The organism is Nitrososphaerales archaeon (assembly GCA_025058425.1).
Classification (GTDB): Archaea; Thermoproteota; Nitrososphaeria; order Nitrososphaerales; family JANXEG01; genus JANXEG01.
Window position 1 is genome coordinate 1 of sequence record JANXEG010000023.1, and the last position, 18,708, is coordinate 18,708.

Below are 18,708 nucleotides of genomic sequence, written 5' to 3' on the forward strand. Positions count from 1 at the left end.
AAACTATTTTAAATTATCTAAAAGCTTAAAGCCCTTTTGTGTAAGCTTGATTCGAACAGCTTTGCCATACTTACCAGTGTAAGGCACTTCTTTTATCTCAACGAATCCATTCCTCTCCAGATCCTTGATGATCGTATTGATACCTTTGTGCGATAATTTTGTCCTACGATAGAGTTGATGCTTGGTCTTTTCACCCTCTGCGAGGATCCCTAAAACTTCCAACAGGGCATCGATACCAAGGCTACGTTTTGCCAAAGGTACCACTACTCCAATTATAACTCATTACACCATTCGATAATCTACAGTAATGTGGAAGTGGATTCTGTACGATAATCTTTGAAAGGGTGCGTATCATTGTCATTACGTTTAACATAATTTAAATATAAATGTTCCTAAAAGTTAGGAACAACGGAAGAGTGGGAAGTTATCGCCTCCTTAGCCTCCTTAGCCTCCTTAGAGTTGCATAATGAACTAAGCCAATAGCCCAAGGAGTAAGTTAAGGTTGAAAATCTCTTATAATCTCTTATTGTAGATCGATCCTCTAGACTCGACCCATAGCCCTTAATTCATAATATGCCCTCTCAGCTTAATGTTCCTAATTCTTAATTTCTTAATTTCTTATCTCAAACCTCATCTAAAAATTATCTAAGATGGTTTGGAATTTTAATCTCTCTAATTTACTTTTTCCATGTATACTTTTGTATAAGATAGACTTCGGTTGAGGAGAGTATGAATATCACTATTAAGTTAGAAATTTTGGTTTGGATAAACTCGTTTCTATCATATTCCGACGTACAATTCAAGGAAGATGAGTACTTTTAATAAGAGCATCAGAAAATAGCATTATACTTAAATACATCAAAGATCATAAAAGGTTTAAGCATTGATCAGAGCTGAGATAATAGTTAAGGGAATCGTACAAAAGGTTGGTTATCGTGATTATGTTCAAGATGTGGCAAGAAGGTTAGGTGTGAAGGGATATGTGGAGAACTTAAGGGATGGGAATGTGAGGATAGTGTGTGAAGCTGAAGAAATGGTCTTAAAGGACTTCATAGAGCGAGTGAATATCAAGAAGGATCTAATAGTGGTAGAAAGTGTTGAAGTGGTAAAGAGAGAAATAGCGACGGGTGAGTATCAATACTTCGATATTAAGTATGGAAGGGTAGAGGAAGAGATTGGTGAGAGGTTGGTGGCAGCCTTCAATATAGCTGTAGCTACGAGGCAAGATATACGGTTGATGCACCAGGACTTAAAAGAAACTATACAATTCACACATGAGGATTTGAAAGGAACTATTAAAGATATGCATGAGGATTTGAAAGCGACCATCGCACATATGCATGAGGATTTGAGAGGGGCCATCACAAATATGCACGAGGATTTGAAAGGAACTATCAAAGATATGCATGGGGATTTGAAAGGGACCACTAAAGATATGCATAAGGATTTGAAAGGGGCTATAGTATCGATGCATCAGGATATGAATAGCCACTTTAAAGATATGGCCGATCGTTACGATGTGATATCTAAAGAACTTGTAAGAACGAGGCGTGAACTTTTACGAACAAGGCGTGAGCTCAAGAGATCTGTAGATAATTTGGAAAAAGTCGTAAAGAAATTCTTAGAGAAACCATGAAGTGTTTATTTTAAATCCTCTCAGTAAATATTAAATTTTCACCTTTTATAACATTCGATTATGAAGATATGAAGATATGGAGATATGGAGATATAAAGATTAAACCGATTATGTGAATTTCTCAAGGATAGCTTGAGATAGAATTTATAAGCCATCAGCAAGAAGGGTGAGCTCGAGTTCTATTCTTCCTCAGTTCCTTAGGTTTAGGTAACATTTATTACCGATGTTAGGTTTAAGAGCATTGATGAAGGTGGCAGGGAGGGTCTGCCCTAAATGTGGTAAGCTCGGCTCGGGTATTTACTGGAAGGTGATAACTTCGAAGGGTAAGCCTTACCGCTACGCCTACTTTGCCCATCGTGATAAGAAACTCAAGTGGTGCTACATCGGTAAGATTCAACTCAACGATACCAATATCAATACCAATAGATCTATCGATCGATCTTTACTAGCTCTACTTCATGCTTATATAAAGTACCTTAAAGGATATTTTGGTCGAGATTTGGTAGCGGTAGCACTCTTCGGCTCTGCGGCAAGAGGCGAGGCAGAGTTCCCTATCAGTGACATCGATCTTCTACTGGTCGTGAGTGGGCTTGAAGGGAAGAGTTTGGGCGAAAGGGTTCGCCTACTATCGGCCGTTGAAAAAGATTTCTTGAAGGGCGAAGAGTACATAAAATTCTCTCAACTCTACGGCGAACCTTTCATCCAGGCCCACATCTTAACCCCAGATGAGGTTTCTAAACATCCCCCAATACTCTTGGATGTGATCACCGATGGAATCATCATATACGATGATGATAGCTTTCTCATAAAGGAGCTAAATAGGTTGAGGAGGAGGATGAAGGAGTTAGGGGCTGAAAAGGTCAGGCTTTCGAACGGGAGTTGGTATTGGAAGTTAAAGCCTAGTGTAAAGTGGGGAGAGGTGGTCGAGCTCTGAATACAGTAAGAATGGCAGAGGACTTCATTAAGAGGTCTGAACGCTTCCTTAAAGAGGCTTCTCTCGCCTTATCAGAGGATGACTATGCGACCTGTGTGAGGCGCTCTCAGGAGTGTGTGGAGATGAGTCTAAAGGCCGTTCTAAGGCTACTTGCCATCGAATACCCTTTAAAGCACGATGTATCAGAAGTTATACTAAAGTTGGATCATTACCCATTACCCGATTGGTTCAAGGAGCATTTACCGTACCTTGCTGAGACATCGAGAGTACTTGCGAAGTTAAGAGGGCCAGCCATGTACGGCTCGGAGGATGAATTGAGACCAGCCTCAGATCTCTTCACCAAAGCCGATGCCGAAAGCGCATATAAAGATGCCGAGAAGGTCTTTCGCCTCTGTAGTAGGATCATCGACTCTTGGCTTCGTAAGTAGCGAAAAACTATAATGGTCTGTAAAGGATCGGGTGATTTAGAACCCTAAAACCCTAAGCTCTCATAAATGATTCTAGGGTAAGGATTTTATTGTCTTCAGCCATTATGGCATTATGGTATTACATTATTATGGTTTGATTTATTCTAAGAAAAATCCAAAATCTCCAGCTCTCAGAATAGATCTGATATTCTTCTGATATTCTCTTGCAATACTCAGTTGTAGTGCTGAAAATCGAATCCTCTCCATTCTTCTCGATAAATCGCCTTCGAATTGTTCCTAACTTTTAAGAACATTTATATGTTAGGGAGTGAAAGTTAAAGGATGATGCCTGCGAAGAGGACTGGGTTAAAGACGATCAACGTCGATGAAGACATATTCAATTACTTTTATGAACAGTATAAAAGGGAGAAGGAGAATGCACGCTTACTCGGTGAGCCCGGGCCGAAGAGCTTCGTAAGGTTTATGACCGATAAGCTTCGCGAATTGAAGAAGTTGGAAGAGAAGAGGAAGCCGAGGTTCGAACACTTCAACGTGTATGAAGATCACGTTACGATAAGGGATAACGAAGCGAAGCGCCTTATAGATGTCTACGTGAGGAATCAGGGCATAAGAAAGATACTGTGGTGTGAATTCTGCAAGAGTCAAGAGTGTGTGCATGTAGGTTACGCATGGAGCCTACCGTATATACAGAAGGTCCTCGCCGATTCATGATTTATGAATTATGAATTTGGTGTAGAGGCTCGTTGAGATGGATCTAAGCGAATGGTGGCCGTGGTACAGTAAGATAATCTCTACATTCAGATTCGATCGAAGTGAGGATCAGAGGTCTGCAGATATCTTAAGTAATCTATTGAAGGGTAGAGGTTTGGAGCCATCGGATGTGAGAAGATTAATTGAATATAAGCCTGTGATCGTATTCGGTGCAGGCCCATCGCTAAAGAATGATTTGATGAGATTATCTAAGTTCGATCTGCTGAGCTCCTGTGTAGTGATCTCTGCAGACGGTGCTACCACCGCGCTATTGAGTATCGATAAGATTCCTAATATCGTAGTCAGTGATCTAGATGGAAGGATTTCTGATCTGATCGAGGCGAACCGGAGAGGTGCATATATGGTGATCCATGCACACGGTGATAATATCCCAGCTATAGAGAAGTATGTGCCGATGTTGGATCGAGTTTTGGGCACTACCCAAGCCGAGCCGAGGCCTCACGTGTACAATTTTGGAGGTTTTACAGATGGCGATAGGGCCGTATTTTTAGCTGTCGAATTTGATGCGAAGGTGATCGGTTTAGCGGGTATGGATCTGGGTAATGAAATAGGTGAATATTCTAAGCCCATCGTGAAATCTTATGAAATTAAGCTCATGAAGCTCAAATTCTGTAAAGAATTGTTAGAATGGCTATCCTCTAAGACCGATATACCACTCTACAACTTAACGAGTAATGGTGAAGTGATCAAAGGCTTCAGGAATGTGACACCGTCAGAATTCCTTCAAGAGATAGAAGGATGATGGTGGTGGTGAGAAGAGAAGATGGTAAAGAGGCAAAAATACCAACTTAACGGATGATGGCACTAATTCTGCATTTAATCTCAAGACCTCCTATTCTAGATTTATGAAAAGAAATCGATAAGTTAAGAATAAAATACAAATAGTGTTTTGAAGGTTGTTTAAGGTGGTGTAGAAGGTGTGAATAAAGAGAAGTATCTTATGTACCTCTCCATCACGTATCTACTCCTAACCACGAGCGTATTTACTTTTGATGCAATGGGCCGGTCGGAAACTTTATCATTTACACTCAACCATAAGTTTAGTGTCAATGAACAGGGTTTCGTACTCATTGAAGATGTCATCACCATATCTAACCTTGCCGAAACTCCTACACAGTTACCAAATCTCATCGTAAATTACCCACCCGATTATAAGGGGCACATCGCCGATATAATTATCAAGGGCCCGACCCGACTCACATATACCATTCTTGTACGTAATACTTCGACGAGCATCTCCATCTCACCCAAAGAGCCATACTCAATACCCTCGAGATCGGATGTGAAGGTATTCATCAAGATCTATCTGATAGGCCTTCTAAAGTTTGTAGATACTTCGATGTATGAGATCATCGTACCATCGACTCCCAGCATGAACGTACCATTGAAGAGGGTATATGTGAATATCAGCTCACCACTAGGTACAGAGTTTCAAGGATTATCGGGCTTCAGCTACTCAAAAGGTAAAACTTACCAGTATTGGAATGCTACATTCTCCAATATCGATGCTGAGAGATCGAATTTCATCAGGGCCCATCTACGGATCATAGATAATCCGAACTTTTCGATCCTCAAATACCCCATCATAGAGAGAGAAATCGTACTTTCACCCACCGGCTCTATAAATATTATCGAAACGATCAAGGTAGAGAATCTAGGCCATAGCCCCATATCAAAATTACGATTATCCCTACTCGATCCGAACCTAAAGAGCATTACAATCGTCCCTGAAACCACTCCTCCCCTCATCGAAAGGTCTGTACGAGAGTTGCAAGATGGCATAATAGATATACAATCGATCTTTAGAATCCCTTTAGAGAAGGGTTCTGTACTTACCTTAAAGTACGAATACCCATTACCTAAAGGATTCATCGGTGTGAGTGGGAATCTGATCGACCTATCGATCCCTCTAACCCCACCTGTACAAGGTGTAGCATCGAAATTTGTGTTGAAGTTTAATCTGCCGAACGGATTCTTGATCGATAGATACTCTCTAATCGGCGATGGTAAGATCGAAGAACTGCCCAAGGGCTTCGTGGTTCATAGAGTAAATGCATCCTCCATAAGTGAAGATAAGGTTTCAGTAGTAGTGAGGCTCGGTTTGGTATGGGCCTCGAGTGGTATAATGCCCATCGCCAGCACAATATTCATCATACTACTGATCGCGACCCTCTATTTAGAGGGTATTAAATTGAGTGGTGAGAGGGGCAGAGTAGCGGTGATCAGTAAATATGCAGACGCCTTTGAAGAAAAGATATCTTCTATTGAAGATATCCTCCAATCATTAAAGCCCTTTGCACAGATCTCTAGAGCTGATGTAGATAGGGTGAAGAGGGATCTGGAGCTCATCAATTCAAGATCGGCCTCTAGGATTGGTGAAGCTAAGGGCGAATTGTTATCGAAGATTCCCGAGATGCATGATCTAATCGCTAAGATAACGAATGTGGAGCGAGGGTACGATCGAGCGGTTAGAGATTTTATCAACCTTTATGAGCGATACACAATTGGCAAGGTCGGGAAGGAAGCGATGGGTAGGCTGATAGTGAGCCATGAAAGGAGTATACGTGAAGCTGCCCAACAATTACAGACTCTACTCGATGCGATGAGACGTGGATCGAAAGTTTAGTATTTAGTACTATCTATCTAGTACGGTACAATGAAATTTTATTCTAAGAGCAAAATTGATGATATTAATTAGTAAGGTTTCTGTGGGTTTAACAACGAGAAGAAGATCCGTATAGTCTCTCTATTCCCGCCATTCTTATCTATCGATTCCAAGACCCTCCCCTCCACTTCGCTTACAAATTCCTCGGTAAATTTTGACGATAGAGTTACCGCACTATCTATTAAGTCTAGAGCTAGAGGTAGATTTGTCGCTTCATTGAAGAAGTTCGGCTGGCCCATCCATTCCAGAATCCTATCGGTTTCGATCCGGGAAGGGTATTCGATTTCACAGGGAGGTACGTAATCGTACGCCCTCACCTGCATCCTTCTCAACCCTTTAAACTCGGAGGGGTCGAGTTCGAGATATTCGAAGGGCGAATAGATCCACCTCTCCGCTTCTTCTAAAGGACTTTCAGACCATCTGGAAGATTGTGCATACCTTGCAAGACGAGTATATACATGAACGGGTTTATCACCGATGAGTTTATGATAATCGAATACCGTGCGTACTGGCATGATTAGAGATAGAATGAGTTTATCGATGATCGATACGAAGGGGTTATTCCTATCCTGTAACGCTAAATAACCTCCTATAACTCTCGTGTGGCTCCTCTTTATCACACCTATCACCTTACCACTCTTTAGTAATTTCTCCGTATCTTGAGATATTTCTCGAATCAATCTCTCCTCTTCTGTACCATAGAGGCCCTGCTTCTTGATTCTTACCGCCGAATATACAAAACCGTAAAAGCTCCCATCGAGTATGACGAGGTCTGATTTAGATAATGCTTCTAAGGCGAGCCTTCTCTCTGCATAGGTCGTTAAGAGGTCGAAGAAGAATCTGCTCTTATCTTCAGAAAATGCTTGCCTCCTCTTGAATACACCAGCCCTAAAGGATTCCTCTCGCTCATTACCTTTAAGGTATATAATACCGGATGCGAATACACCATACCTAATACCGAGCCTTTCACTCAACCTTGGTGATTTGGAGCTATCGATCGCAGCGATCCTTGAGACCGATTCTACATTCGGAAGCTTATCGAAATATGATTGTAAAAACTGGAGTTTTTCATACTCCTTATTAAGCTTTTGAATCGATTCACCAACCCTCTTAGATTCTTCATCGGCCAATTCAAAGAAACGATGCTGTAGATCTTGAGGTAGCTTTATCCATTCTAAAAACTCCATCTCTTATCCCTCCATGCAGAATTAGAGTTTATAGGTTATAAGCAGAGGGATCGGTGATGGGTTCATAACTCCTGTAAAGTAGAACATACCAGGTTTCAATTGAAGCATCTGGTCTGGAGTTATCCCATAGGGTGATAGCCACTCCGATGCCCCACCCTCACCACCAGCATCTAAAGGATGAATCCTCCCGAAGAATTGTGTGTTGAGATTTCTTCTAACCGCTGCATTTATCCCTATCTCGCCCCTTATCCCCTGGGCTATGAGTGTAAGGTTGAGTGACCTTTTCCTCCCTAACGCTGCCAGATCCTTTATCATATCGGATGTCTCGCCCTGAATCCCCCTTGGCTCCCAAGGTGCGTACTGAGGTGCTTCATCTATGATCAGGGCGATATTCAGATCATTCCCAGCCTCCATCAGGTTGTAAAGGTATTTAGAAAGGGATAGGAAGAAGCCCAGCTTCGCCTCTGCCAGTGCTCCACTCATATCTATAATGATCACCACTCTCTCTTCGAACTTCTTAAGGAGCTCCTCTACACTTACAGTACCCATCACCGGGCGTAGATCTGAAGGTTTTAACCTTCTAAATACCCTTCTCATAGCCCTTTCAGCGGAGGATCTCCAATCATCTCTCTTTATAGTGGATAGGCTCATTTGAACGTGCTTCTTGATCTGCCCATATAGAGCTTCAGCAGATTCATCACCTCTAAACTCTTCACGTGTACGCTTTACTTTATCCAACCAACCCTCTATAAAGCTATCAAAACCATCCCTCACATTATCGTTATTCGCAAAGCCGAATGTCTTATCTTCAAAGTAACTTAGGATCGATTCTTCATCCAAAGAGATTTCCATAATATTTATCTTCTCAACTTGGTTTGAATCCTGAAAGTATGGTGCGTAATCGGTACCGCTCCAATCGAGTATCAATACTCTATAACCCGCTCTGATGTACAGTGGTATGAGGACGTAACGAGTAAAGAACGATTTGCCACTACCCGTAGAGCCATAGACCGCGACGTGGTACGGTATGAATGTCTTCTTTACCGGAACATACCACGTCTCGTGACCCTCCAAATATGCATCCATCCATAAAATATCATCACCTTTGGCGATCCATTCCAATGGTTTATCACTCTCCTCTAACAGGTATACGGGAGATCTGGGCTGAATGATGGTGCGGTTCGGCTCTACACCATTCTTAGTGATTACTCCGATGGGCCTTATCGTAAAGGAATACACTTCTCTAGCTCCCGATGGTTCACCACCATACTTCATATAGGCTACATCTGGCCTGTAAGATGTATGGTTAAGAAACTCATTCTTACCCAAGCCCTCTCTAACGACACCAACTATACAATTTATAGGATCCTTTTCACCACCATTTTTAATCAAGACCAACTCTTCGGCGCGTATACTCCTCTCTAAGTCTTTAAGTAGTATGACTCTAGCGAACGTTTCGGTAGAACCGTCAGCAACCCTACCGATCAATTTTGGCATAATTATACATTAGGTATAATGAAATTGTGAATATACAAATTTTTCCTTACAACCCTTTAGGATAAATGCGTTTGTGATCTAGAAGAGGGTTTAATCGTAGTCTCACTTCTTACAATCGTACCTTCATTCAAAATTCACAAGATCATATAATTTAAAATTCAAGGTTTCAGCATCACTTCATCTCCTCATCGCCTCATCCACCATTCCCTATACTTTCTCCAAATTTCTTGAAATAAAGTTTATATAGAATAGCGACTTTCATCTCGAGATGGTTGAAGATGGCATTAAAGATATGGTTCGCGGAGACGAGGCCACAATTTCTCATACTCTCGATAGTCCTCGTATTTCTGGGCACTTGTGTTGCGATATACGAAGGCTTCTTCAATCCGATTCACACATTACTCGCACTTATCGGCTTACTCCTTCTACATATAAGTGTGAATGTATTGAACGATTACTTCGATTATACATCGGGAATCGATCTGGAGACGAAGAAGACACCTTTCAGTGGAGGTAGCGGAATCCTTCCATCAAGACTCCTTCAGCCAGCTTCGGTATATAAATTCGGGGTAGTCTGCTTATTGTTGGGGGTTACGATAGGTATTTACTTCATCATCGTCCAAGGTATACTCCTTTTACCGATCGTTATAGTAGGTGCGATCAGTGTCTACTTCTACACCACCAAATTCACTAAGTGGATGATCGGTGAACTCTTTGCTGGTCTAGGGCTTGGTGCACTACCCGTTCTGGGTACATACTTTGTTCACTCGGGCACGTACAGCCTATTGGCTCTTGTCGCATCGATCCCTCCATTCATACTGACTCACAATCTGCTATTCTTGAACGAGTTTCCGGATGCGGATGTCGATAAGAAGTATGGTAGGAAGAATCTCGTTATAGCCTTGGGCAAAGCAAGGGCTTCAAAGCTCTATTCGATATTGACGATACTTACGTACTGTTGGATTATACTATTCTCGATCATCGGAATAATGCCTCTCTACGTTTTAATCAGCCTCTTAACACTTCCATTCGCTATAAAGGCGATACGCAATGCAATTCGATACCACTCGAGCGAAATGATCATCCCAGCACTGGGTGCGAATGTCATTACAGTATTGGTAACTCAAGCCCTGATGGGTGTAGGATTCCTAATAGCAGCGTTCATTTAAGAAGAGCTTCAAGAAAGATTCTTTGTAGTTGGTATCACCCATCACCCTATTAGAAATTCTTAACTTTTAGCGACAGAGATAGCAATTAGGATCAGATCGATCTCAACAGATATCATCTTATCGATTACATTGGTCAGATAGGTTTATTTATCGCTGATCCTCGATTCTAATTGGAAGTTTCGAAAGGCAGAGAGTATGATTCGATATATAAAATGCTCTTTGATCATCCTACTCCTTATACTGCAACCTCTCTTACTCATCGAGAGGGCTATAGCTACAGAGGATATAAAGTTTGCAGATGCTGTATGGGGATCGCCTTCAAACCCTATCGAGGTGGCTCCGGGCGATAGATCGGTTGTACTATCGGTGATCCTTCTCAATATAGGTTACGATACGATCAAAGGGATAACGGGTATACTCAACCTCCCACCCGGTTTCACCGATGCCAAAAGACCCTCGGAGAATGTGACGACCTCCACTTATGAGAGTGATGTACCGGCAGGCAAATCGTTCATCCTGAAATTTTTGGTAAATATAGAGCCCACAGCATCCATTTCAACATACTATGCAGATCTCGATGTGAATTATACCAGAAGGTCGGGCGCGAACTTTTTAGTTAGAGTAGTGATCAACTTTCGAGTAACGGGTAAAAGTGTAATCTCAGCATTCATAGATAACCCTGTATTGAAGCCCGGTAGTAACAACAATATCACAATATTTATCCATAATGAAGGGACTGCAGGTGCATCGAAGGTCGACATTACACTAACTCTACCGAGCGGATTGACTTCGCCATTATCGTTTGTAGATGAGGATGGTCATTGGACGATTCATATGTTAGAAGCCGGTTCTAAAGCCTCCATCAGATTTACCCTGTACGCCAGTGCAACGGCAGCGAACCAAGCCTTTACACTCCCACTCACCATAACTTATCACAATAGCTATGGTAATATTCAGACTGTAACGAGGAGTATCGGTGTAAGGGTCGATAGACCAGAAGTCGAGAATATCATCCTCGATGCCAACTTACAGACCACAACACTCACACCCGGATCGAATAACGATCTACTCATATTACTACATAACATCGGTAATGTCGATGCAAGGAAGCTTGAGATCACACTCAACATACCAGAAGCTTACCGGTTCGCATTTGTAAAGGGCGATGGTTATTGGGCCATCGATAACTTGAGTGCTGGCGCTACGGAGTATCTAACCACTACTATTCACGTTGGTGTATCGGCAGCGAATAATGTATACCAATTACCTTTGACTATTAAGTATGAAGATCGTTATGGGAATCCTAAGACCGTGGTAAGAAATCTAGGTGTAAGGGTTGCGGCGTATGAAGCGGAGAAGATCTCCATACAAGCTACACTACTGAATCGAGTACTGACACCGGGTGTTGAGAATCGACTCACTCTAATACTCAGAAATAATGGGAGTAAGACTGCATACAACCTTGATGTCACATTAACCCTGCCAGAATCGATGGTATCAGCAAGTGGAGCTGTATTGGCACCATTCGCTTTCTCAGATACCGATGGACATTGGACCATCGATAGTCTTAAACCAAAGGGCGAAGTGAGTATAAGTTTTAAGATCTTCGTCAGTGTATCGGCAGCGAATAATGTATACCAATTACCTTTGACCATCAATTATCGGGATGAATATGGCAATCCTCAAACGGTATCGAGAAGGCTCGGTGTGAAGGTATCTTCGATCGAGATTCAAGATATATTCTTTGAAACATACCTCGAAAACTCGATCATCTTACCAGGTTCGAGCAATAACGTTACCCTGATTCTACATAATAAAGGTAGAGAGGCTGCGTACTCGATAGATATCAAATTGAACCTGCCTATCGGTGCCATTCAACCGTTAGCATTTGTGGGGAGTGATGGGCACTGGATGATCGATACGATCAAGCCCGGAGAAAGTGTGAGTATAAAGTTTGGGCTCTATGCGAGTATATCTGCAGCGAATACCGCCCAGCAACTCACCTTGACTCTATCCTATCAAGATAAAGATGGGAATCTGAGGACTGCTGTAAAGTATTTGGGGGTTACGATCGCACCGACTTTGGCGAAGACGGGTATAGAGATCTTGACGAGTGGCTACATCACTGCGGGCCTCATCAACATACTCAACATCAGCCTGATCAACAAGTCTCCTGTACCATTAACAGATGTGACCGTAAGTATAGCTGCACAATCGTCCGGTGTAACATTCCTCGGTGCGCAGAAATGGTACTTTCCGAAGGTTGAGCGAATGAAGAATGTGAGTATTCCTATCTATGTTAATCCCGAAGTAGCTGAAAAGGCCATCAACCTTTTAATCACATCACAGTACAGCGGAGAGAGTGGTACCATTCGAGTCGAGAGTGAAACTTTAGGCATATATGTGCAGGGTCTGATCAAGATCAGTATTCACGATCTTTCATTGAGTTACATCGGAAGGGCCCCAGTAATCAGTGGTAGCATATTGAATGAAGGTAATACGAAGGCATTATTCACCAGAATCGCTCTATCAACCCCATCGACGAGCCCTATCAAGCCTATAAGCTCTGTGTATATAGGAGATCTGGATCCCGCCACATCATTACCATTCAGCTTAAATGTGGATATCACCGACCCATCGGCCGAGGGTGAGTATCCGGTTACGATCATCGTAAGTTATAAAGACTCGTTGAGAGTCGACCATGTCGATAGATTCGAGTCAAAGGTCTTGGTTACACCATTACCAATAGAGAGGAAGCAACAAACTACTCAAATAATCCTACCTATCTCCACATTCGAAGCTCTGACGATCCTCATAGCACTATTCATAATCGTAGCTTTAGTTGGTAGTTACATCGTTGTGAAGCGGAAGAGTAGAGAAGGTGAAGATTTATCGATGCGATGATATTCAGAAATATCAGATTTTATTCGCGCCTTAATGCCACGATCGGTGGCAGTTGTGAAGCACGCCAAGCGGGATAGAGCCCTGCCACGATGCTCACGACGATCGCGATGATCCAGATCGATACCAAATCTTGAATTAAAAAGATCGGTACAAAGTTCTGGCTGATAGGGCCAAATCCTACGAGCCTTAACAATAGATAACTACCTACTATTCCACCCCCCATTCCCAAGACTCCACCGATAATCCCCATAACCAAGGCTTCGCTCAAGAACATCAAGAGTATGTCACGATTACGACAACCTAGAGCTTTTAATGTCCCGATTTCACGAATTCTTTCCATTACAGATGTGAATAGCGTAGTCATTATACCTACCGCACCCACGATCATCGATACACTCGCCACCGCTAGGATAAACGCTCTGACACCCGATAATACATCCTCTATCGTCTGCTTGATGATTGCTGGCGATATTATACCTATATTCTCACCATAGATCTCTCTAACTTTACTTATTACAAAATCGTTCATCTCGATGCTTCTCGTGACCAAATAGATACCATCGTACTTGTGTGATTTAGCCATCAGACTATTCGCTGCCGATAGAGTAATAAGTGCACCGTAATCGGTAAATGTGTTACCCGTTTGGTCCAAGATGCCTCTCACAACGAAGCTCCTCCTCGTAACTACAACTTTCTCAACATCCCCTTTCCTCTCTACATAACTATACTCTACGATCACAGTCCTACCGATATCGGTGAATGGTTGCTCTTCACCCGGTATGTGAACTAGATTGTAACCTAGGGTTATTCCGATGTGGTCATTCACATCGATGAGCGAACCTTTTAACAACTTCAACCCCGGATTGATTATAAGGACCTTTGTAGGATCGATACCTATCAATGAGCCCGATATAACTTTACCCGATGAGATCAACTTTACACTCCCTCTATAGTGTGGTGCTATATCCTTCACACCGGGGATCAGACTCAAGGTCTTTACAGTATAATCGGTCAAGGTCAATCTGGTAGATGATATCAATGGACCACCGCCCTGCTGACCCACTCGTGCGAGTGGTGACGATGGTAGTACGGTGATGACATTTGGAGCGAGAACACTCAGTTGTTTATCGATGAACTCTGAAAAACCCGCATTTATCCCATTTAACGAACACATCAAACTTACCCCGATCATGATCATGACGATCGTTAAGCTCGATCGAAGTCTACGCTCCCTTAGAGCACTTATGGCCAATTGGAAGGTTTCAAGGAGTTTCAGTCAAAAACACCCCCAAATCCTAAATCACGTAGGGTACCATATCCTTTCTACTCGCCCATCCCTTAAATTGATTACTCTATCTGTTTCTGCCGCTAACTCAAGGTTATGAGTAACGACCACTACAGTCGTATTCTGCTCCTTTGCTAGATACTTTAAATACTGAAATATTTCATGTCCAGTCTTTGAATCCAAGTTTCCAGTAGGTTCATCCGCAAGAATTACGGAGGGGTTGTTGATTAGAGCTCTTGCAATAGCGACCCTCTGTTGCTCACCACCACTCAGAGCGAGAGGTTTACGATGGGCTTTATCCTTGAGCCCGAGCTTCTCCAATAGATTTAAGGCTCTCTCAATTCGATCCTTACTTACATCCCCCTTGATGATCGCTGGTAAGAGTACATTTTTTAAAACGGTCGTCCGGTTGATCAGGTTGTACGATTGAAAGACGAAGCCTATCTTTCGATTTCTTAACTCCGCTAACTTATTATCACTCAATCTATAGACATCGATACCATCGATCAAGACCTTACCACTCGTAGGGCGGTCTAGGGTTCCTAAGAGGTTAAGAAGTGTGGATTTACCACTACCGGATGGTCCACATACAGCTACAAACTCTCCCCTCGAAACTTCAATATTCACATCCTGTAATGCATATACCTTTGTAACCTTATCGCTATAGATCTTCGTCAAATTTATCGTCTGTATCACGTAATCATCCTTCGCCAATTCAGCCACCGATCCTGACGATCCTTACACTTATCATCGATCTAATTTAAATCATGAGTCGGAGGTTTTAAAAACTTACCACATTGAGCAATAACTTTGACACCTCTTAATAATTAATATCTTATCATCTTTGAGGTAGGGTGTAAAATTGAGTAAGGTTACGTTAGATATGATCGATAAGTTGATCGGTAAAAGGGTCAAGGATGTGTATGGAAGGTATATAGGGTACGTTGCGGGGTTAATGGTAGATGGCTCTAGTGGATCGATATCGATAGGTGTAGATTGTGGTGATAAGGGATTTTGTGAATTCCCGAGTGAGCATATTCGCTTTGAGGGCGATAATGTAATCCTTTCACCATCCTGGAGGATCGATGTTGAAAGGCTCACCAAAGAAAGGATGATCCTGCAGAGGCGTATTCAGGCGATCGAAGAGCTCTTCAACGAAGGTGAGTTATCGATCGAAGAGAAGGATCAGCTTCTGAAGAACTATAGGGAAAGGATCGTCGAATTGCAGAAGAAGATCGAGCAATTGAAAGCCTTCGCAGAGAAGAGGGTTTCAGAGTTGGATGCGCAGAAGAAGAGGTTGAGAGATTTCTTAGTGAATCTCAAAGTTCAGTATAAGAGTGGCGAGATAAGTGTGGAAGCGTTCAAAGGTTCGAGCCAATTCATTTCGCTCTTATTGAATAGGATTGAGCAGGAGAGGCAGGATATTTTGAATATCGGTAGCTCCCTAGAGTCATTCACATCTGAGCAGAGCGTGTATGAAGTATCTGATATGAAGCCGAGTGATAAGGAACAGATAGAAGATTCAGGCTGGTTGGCTCGAATCCTAAGGAAGTGAAGATCTATCATCATTATTTCATATTAAACGAAGTGGTATGACGTAAGTGTTAATTGATCAAAGGGCTTTAGCTTGAATAATCATCTTCGTCTTCTTCTCTTTTTTATTTTTATCGATGTGTCGATTCGATCACGACCCTTCTTCCAAAATTTACAACTTCATAATCTCTTCATCATTTCTTCTTCGCTTTGAGCCACTCGATGAATTCGACGATGAGCGTAACGAGCCTTTCGTGAAACTCCCTACCTAGCTCTGGAGAGGCATTTGTCTGATCTGACATGACACCCGAGCTCGTGAACCTCCTCTGCTCCTCACTCGACCACGCTACATCGATCGTATCACCACCAGCGAAGAGATCGGTCTTCACAAACCTCGAAAACATACCATGAAAGTCGGGCCTTTCACATGTAAGCCTATCCTTTCTGATCAGATGAGGGAATTTATACCATAGATGAGAGGTTTCGAGCGCTCCACCGTGGTGCTCTTCAGAAACTCTCACCCCAGCGGCTGAGACCAACTTTATCGGATCGATCACCGCAAGAAATACATCTGGACACTCGTACTCCTTCATGTAACGAATGGCAGCGTGTAGTGCATCGAGATTTACAACCTTGTGCCCATTGATGAAGATGATCTTCTTAAAGCCATGCTTGGCGAGGCTTCGAATCACATCCTTTATCAGCTCGATGAGGGTCTCGGTCCTTAACGATATCGTACCAGGAAATTTTAAATGGTGAGGAGAATCGCCAAACCATATCGGAGGTGTCGATATCACACCAGTCTTTAAGGCTACATCCTCAGCTAGAGCGATTGCAATGTATGTATCGAGGCCCAATGGACATGCAGGGCCGTGCTGCTCCGTGCTGCCTACAGGGACTAGAATTATATCATTATTTTTGAGGTAATCCTCTACATCGACCCATGTCATCTCATTGAGCCATACGGTCTTCATAAATTGTAAATGTGAGAAGGTAAGATTTAAGTGTAAAGGTTGGAGTTAGAGGTTGATGATGATCTAACTCAAAAGTTAGGATCGATTACTGTACATAGAGTTGATTCACCTTTTACCACATTCACAACTCTATCTACAAAAAGACCATTTACGACAACACAAACTAATCTATACTTTAGGAGAAGTTTTGGCAGATAGGGATCGACACAACCATAGCCCTCATTCAATAAAACATCTCTGGCAGATAACTCTCTAAAGAGCCTCGCCTCAACATTCTTCTTCGGATCCATATCGAATATACCATCCACATCCTTCACCAAGATCAGGCGATCTGCATCTATCAAGTGCGCGATGTAGGCAGCTATGGAGTCCGAGGTCACTCTCCACGAATGCTCCAACTCCTCCTCCTTCAACATCAGCTGGGAAGGGAGTATTATAGTGAGTAAGTTATCTTTATCGATGATCGTATCATAGACGACCTTCGAACGATCCTCGACCAAGCTATGCAAGAGTAAGCCATACTGATCCATGCCCAAGATCGCCATCCTATGGCTCAACTCATCAGATATTTTAAAGGTACGATCTGCATCTCTAACTACATCGGCAAAAGCACCGCCACCCGGCACTATCAACAGATCATTCGCCAGATCTACCAAACCCCTCATGAGACTCCTCAATTCAACGGGGAACTTCATCAGACTACCGCCTATCTTCATCACTACAACCATCTTGGGAGTTTCACCCCGTATTCGAAGGCCATCCTCAGACCCGTCGCCAATGCCGAAATCGCACGAGAATTATCCTTTCCCAAGATCTCAGCCAGATCTACAATCTTCTTCAAGCCGATCCTCTCGGCAGCCTTAGCACCAATAAACTTACCTCCTAAACCGACGGTTACGATCGGTACATCGAAACCCATCTCTATACCACTCAATACCTGAAGTAAGCCTTTTGAAACTACATTCAACTGCTCCTCGTAGATGTATCGGGCGATCTTCTCCAGATCCATTACATCTAACATATCCGAATCTGCACATACCACACGTGATAATCGGGCGAGTGCTTCCCTTTTCGATCTTCCACGACCATCGGCAGTCTCGGTTACATAATCCTCTTCGCCGATATTCCCTAAGATCAGATGTACATCACCAGATAGTGCGAATAACTCTGATGATACACGTACCATTTTACCACGTACGGGAATTTCATCCACGATAGTTGCGATATTGGTCCTCAACGCACCCGTATATATCAACTCACCACTGGCCAACCGCTCTAGATCTGTAAGGCCTTTCGCTGCGATCTTACCATTCATGATCGGGATGATATCGGTCGTAGTGCTACCAACATCTATCAGTATGCATGTAGGAATGTATTGGCTTATCAACCAGGCTGTAGCTGCCCAATTCGCACCGGCTACACTCAAGTAATCTCGCTTTGCATCACTGACCGATCTCAATCCACTATACACATCTATCACCTTTATATTCGCTCCGAAGAACACACTATCGACACAATCGAGGATATGCTCTACACCGACCCTCTTCGATTCATAGACATCGGATAGCTCGGCCGTCATCGTCACACATAAACCATCTAGAATCGAGCTACCTACCAACTCTTCTTTCAATTCGCTCAAAATCGATGGGAGTCTATCCTTACCCATCCGCCATATCGGAAAGTATCTCGAAATGGTTTGAATTCTTTGAAGTTCACCATTTATCA

Annotated in this window: 17 protein-coding genes; 9 read left to right on the forward strand and 8 right to left on the reverse strand. The window is 42.7% G+C overall.

The features are described from left to right. Window positions 1–3 precede the first annotated feature (3 nt). Window positions 4–255 (reverse strand): hypothetical protein, encoded by a 252-nt coding sequence (locus tag NZ896_03590; GenBank protein ID MCS7116534.1) that lies wholly within the window; start codon window positions 253–255, stop codon window positions 4–6. A gap of 628 nt (window positions 256–883) precedes the next feature. Between NZ896_03590 and NZ896_03595 the strand changes: the two genes are divergently transcribed. From NZ896_03595 to NZ896_03620, 6 genes are all read left to right on the forward strand, one after another. After that, window positions 884–1,636 (forward strand): acylphosphatase, encoded by a 753-nt coding sequence (locus NZ896_03595; protein ID MCS7116535.1) that lies wholly within the window; start codon window positions 884–886, stop codon window positions 1,634–1,636. Between the two features lie 223 nt (window positions 1,637–1,859). Beyond that, window positions 1,860–2,570, forward strand: coding sequence for a nucleotidyltransferase domain-containing protein (locus NZ896_03600; protein ID MCS7116536.1), 711 nt, complete (start codon window positions 1,860–1,862; stop codon window positions 2,568–2,570). A gap of 11 nt (window positions 2,571–2,581) precedes the next feature. Continuing rightward, window positions 2,582–2,998 carry a HEPN domain-containing protein gene (locus tag NZ896_03605; protein MCS7116537.1) on the forward strand — a complete coding sequence of 139 codons (417 nt, stop codon included), beginning with the start codon at window positions 2,582–2,584 and terminating at the stop codon, window positions 2,996–2,998. Window positions 2,999–3,319: 321 nt separating this feature from the next. Continuing rightward, a complete protein-coding gene (locus NZ896_03610; protein ID MCS7116538.1) occupies window positions 3,320–3,709 on the forward strand; it encodes a hypothetical protein in 390 nt (129 codons plus the stop codon). A 37-nt stretch (window positions 3,710–3,746) separates the two neighbouring features. Beyond that, on the forward strand, window positions 3,747–4,511 hold the full coding sequence (locus NZ896_03615; protein ID MCS7116539.1) for a DUF115 domain-containing protein: 765 nt from the start codon (window positions 3,747–3,749) through the stop codon (window positions 4,509–4,511). Between the two features lie 177 nt (window positions 4,512–4,688). Continuing rightward, window positions 4,689–6,395: a hypothetical protein gene (locus NZ896_03620; protein ID MCS7116540.1), complete on the forward strand. Its 1,707-nt coding sequence runs from the start codon at window positions 4,689–4,691 to the stop codon at window positions 6,393–6,395. Window positions 6,396–6,463: 68 nt separating this feature from the next. Here NZ896_03620 and NZ896_03625 read toward each other — a convergent pair whose 3' ends face one another. Next, on the reverse strand, window positions 6,464–7,621 hold the full coding sequence (locus tag NZ896_03625) for a DNA double-strand break repair nuclease NurA (GenBank protein ID MCS7116541.1): 1,158 nt from the start codon (window positions 7,619–7,621) through the stop codon (window positions 6,464–6,466). 21 nt (window positions 7,622–7,642) lie between these two features. After that, window positions 7,643–9,118 carry an ATP-binding protein gene (locus NZ896_03630; protein MCS7116542.1) on the reverse strand — a complete coding sequence of 492 codons (1,476 nt, stop codon included), beginning with the start codon at window positions 9,116–9,118 and terminating at the stop codon, window positions 7,643–7,645. Between the two features lie 278 nt (window positions 9,119–9,396). On the opposite strand from NZ896_03630, the gene NZ896_03635 reads away from it, so the two are divergent. Next, window positions 9,397–10,287, forward strand: coding sequence for a prenyltransferase (locus tag NZ896_03635; GenBank protein MCS7116543.1), 891 nt, complete (start codon window positions 9,397–9,399; stop codon window positions 10,285–10,287). Between the two features lie 195 nt (window positions 10,288–10,482). Continuing rightward, a complete protein-coding gene (locus NZ896_03640) occupies window positions 10,483–13,191 on the forward strand; it encodes a hypothetical protein (GenBank protein MCS7116544.1) in 2,709 nt (902 codons plus the stop codon). Window positions 13,192–13,210: 19 nt separating this feature from the next. On the opposite strand, the gene NZ896_03645 is transcribed toward NZ896_03640, so the two are convergent. Both NZ896_03645 and NZ896_03650 read right to left on the reverse strand, forming a co-directional pair. Then, entirely contained in the window at window positions 13,211–14,443 is a 1,233-nt protein-coding gene (locus tag NZ896_03645) for an FtsX-like permease family protein (protein MCS7116545.1), read from the reverse strand. 48 nt (window positions 14,444–14,491) lie between these two features. Further along, window positions 14,492–15,199: an ABC transporter ATP-binding protein gene (locus tag NZ896_03650; protein ID MCS7116546.1), complete on the reverse strand. Its 708-nt coding sequence runs from the start codon at window positions 15,197–15,199 to the stop codon at window positions 14,492–14,494. A gap of 139 nt (window positions 15,200–15,338) precedes the next feature. On the opposite strand from NZ896_03650, the gene NZ896_03655 reads away from it, so the two are divergent. After that, the gene (locus NZ896_03655) at window positions 15,339–16,031 is read left to right on the forward strand and encodes a CdvA-like protein (GenBank protein ID MCS7116547.1); all 693 of its coding nucleotides are present in this window, start codon (window positions 15,339–15,341) and stop codon (window positions 16,029–16,031) included. 172 nt (window positions 16,032–16,203) lie between these two features. Here NZ896_03655 and NZ896_03660 read toward each other — a convergent pair whose 3' ends face one another. The 3 genes from NZ896_03660 to NZ896_03670 all read right to left on the reverse strand — a co-directional run. After that, on the reverse strand, window positions 16,204–16,983 hold the full coding sequence (locus tag NZ896_03660; protein MCS7116548.1) for a creatininase family protein: 780 nt from the start codon (window positions 16,981–16,983) through the stop codon (window positions 16,204–16,206). Between the two features lie 68 nt (window positions 16,984–17,051). Further along, window positions 17,052–17,711: a hypothetical protein gene (locus NZ896_03665; protein MCS7116549.1), complete on the reverse strand. Its 660-nt coding sequence runs from the start codon at window positions 17,709–17,711 to the stop codon at window positions 17,052–17,054. Further along, window positions 17,702–18,708 (reverse strand): hypothetical protein (locus NZ896_03670; GenBank protein MCS7116550.1); only part of this gene is annotated, 1,007 nt, incomplete at its 5' end. The genes NZ896_03665 and NZ896_03670, both read right to left, overlap by 10 nt.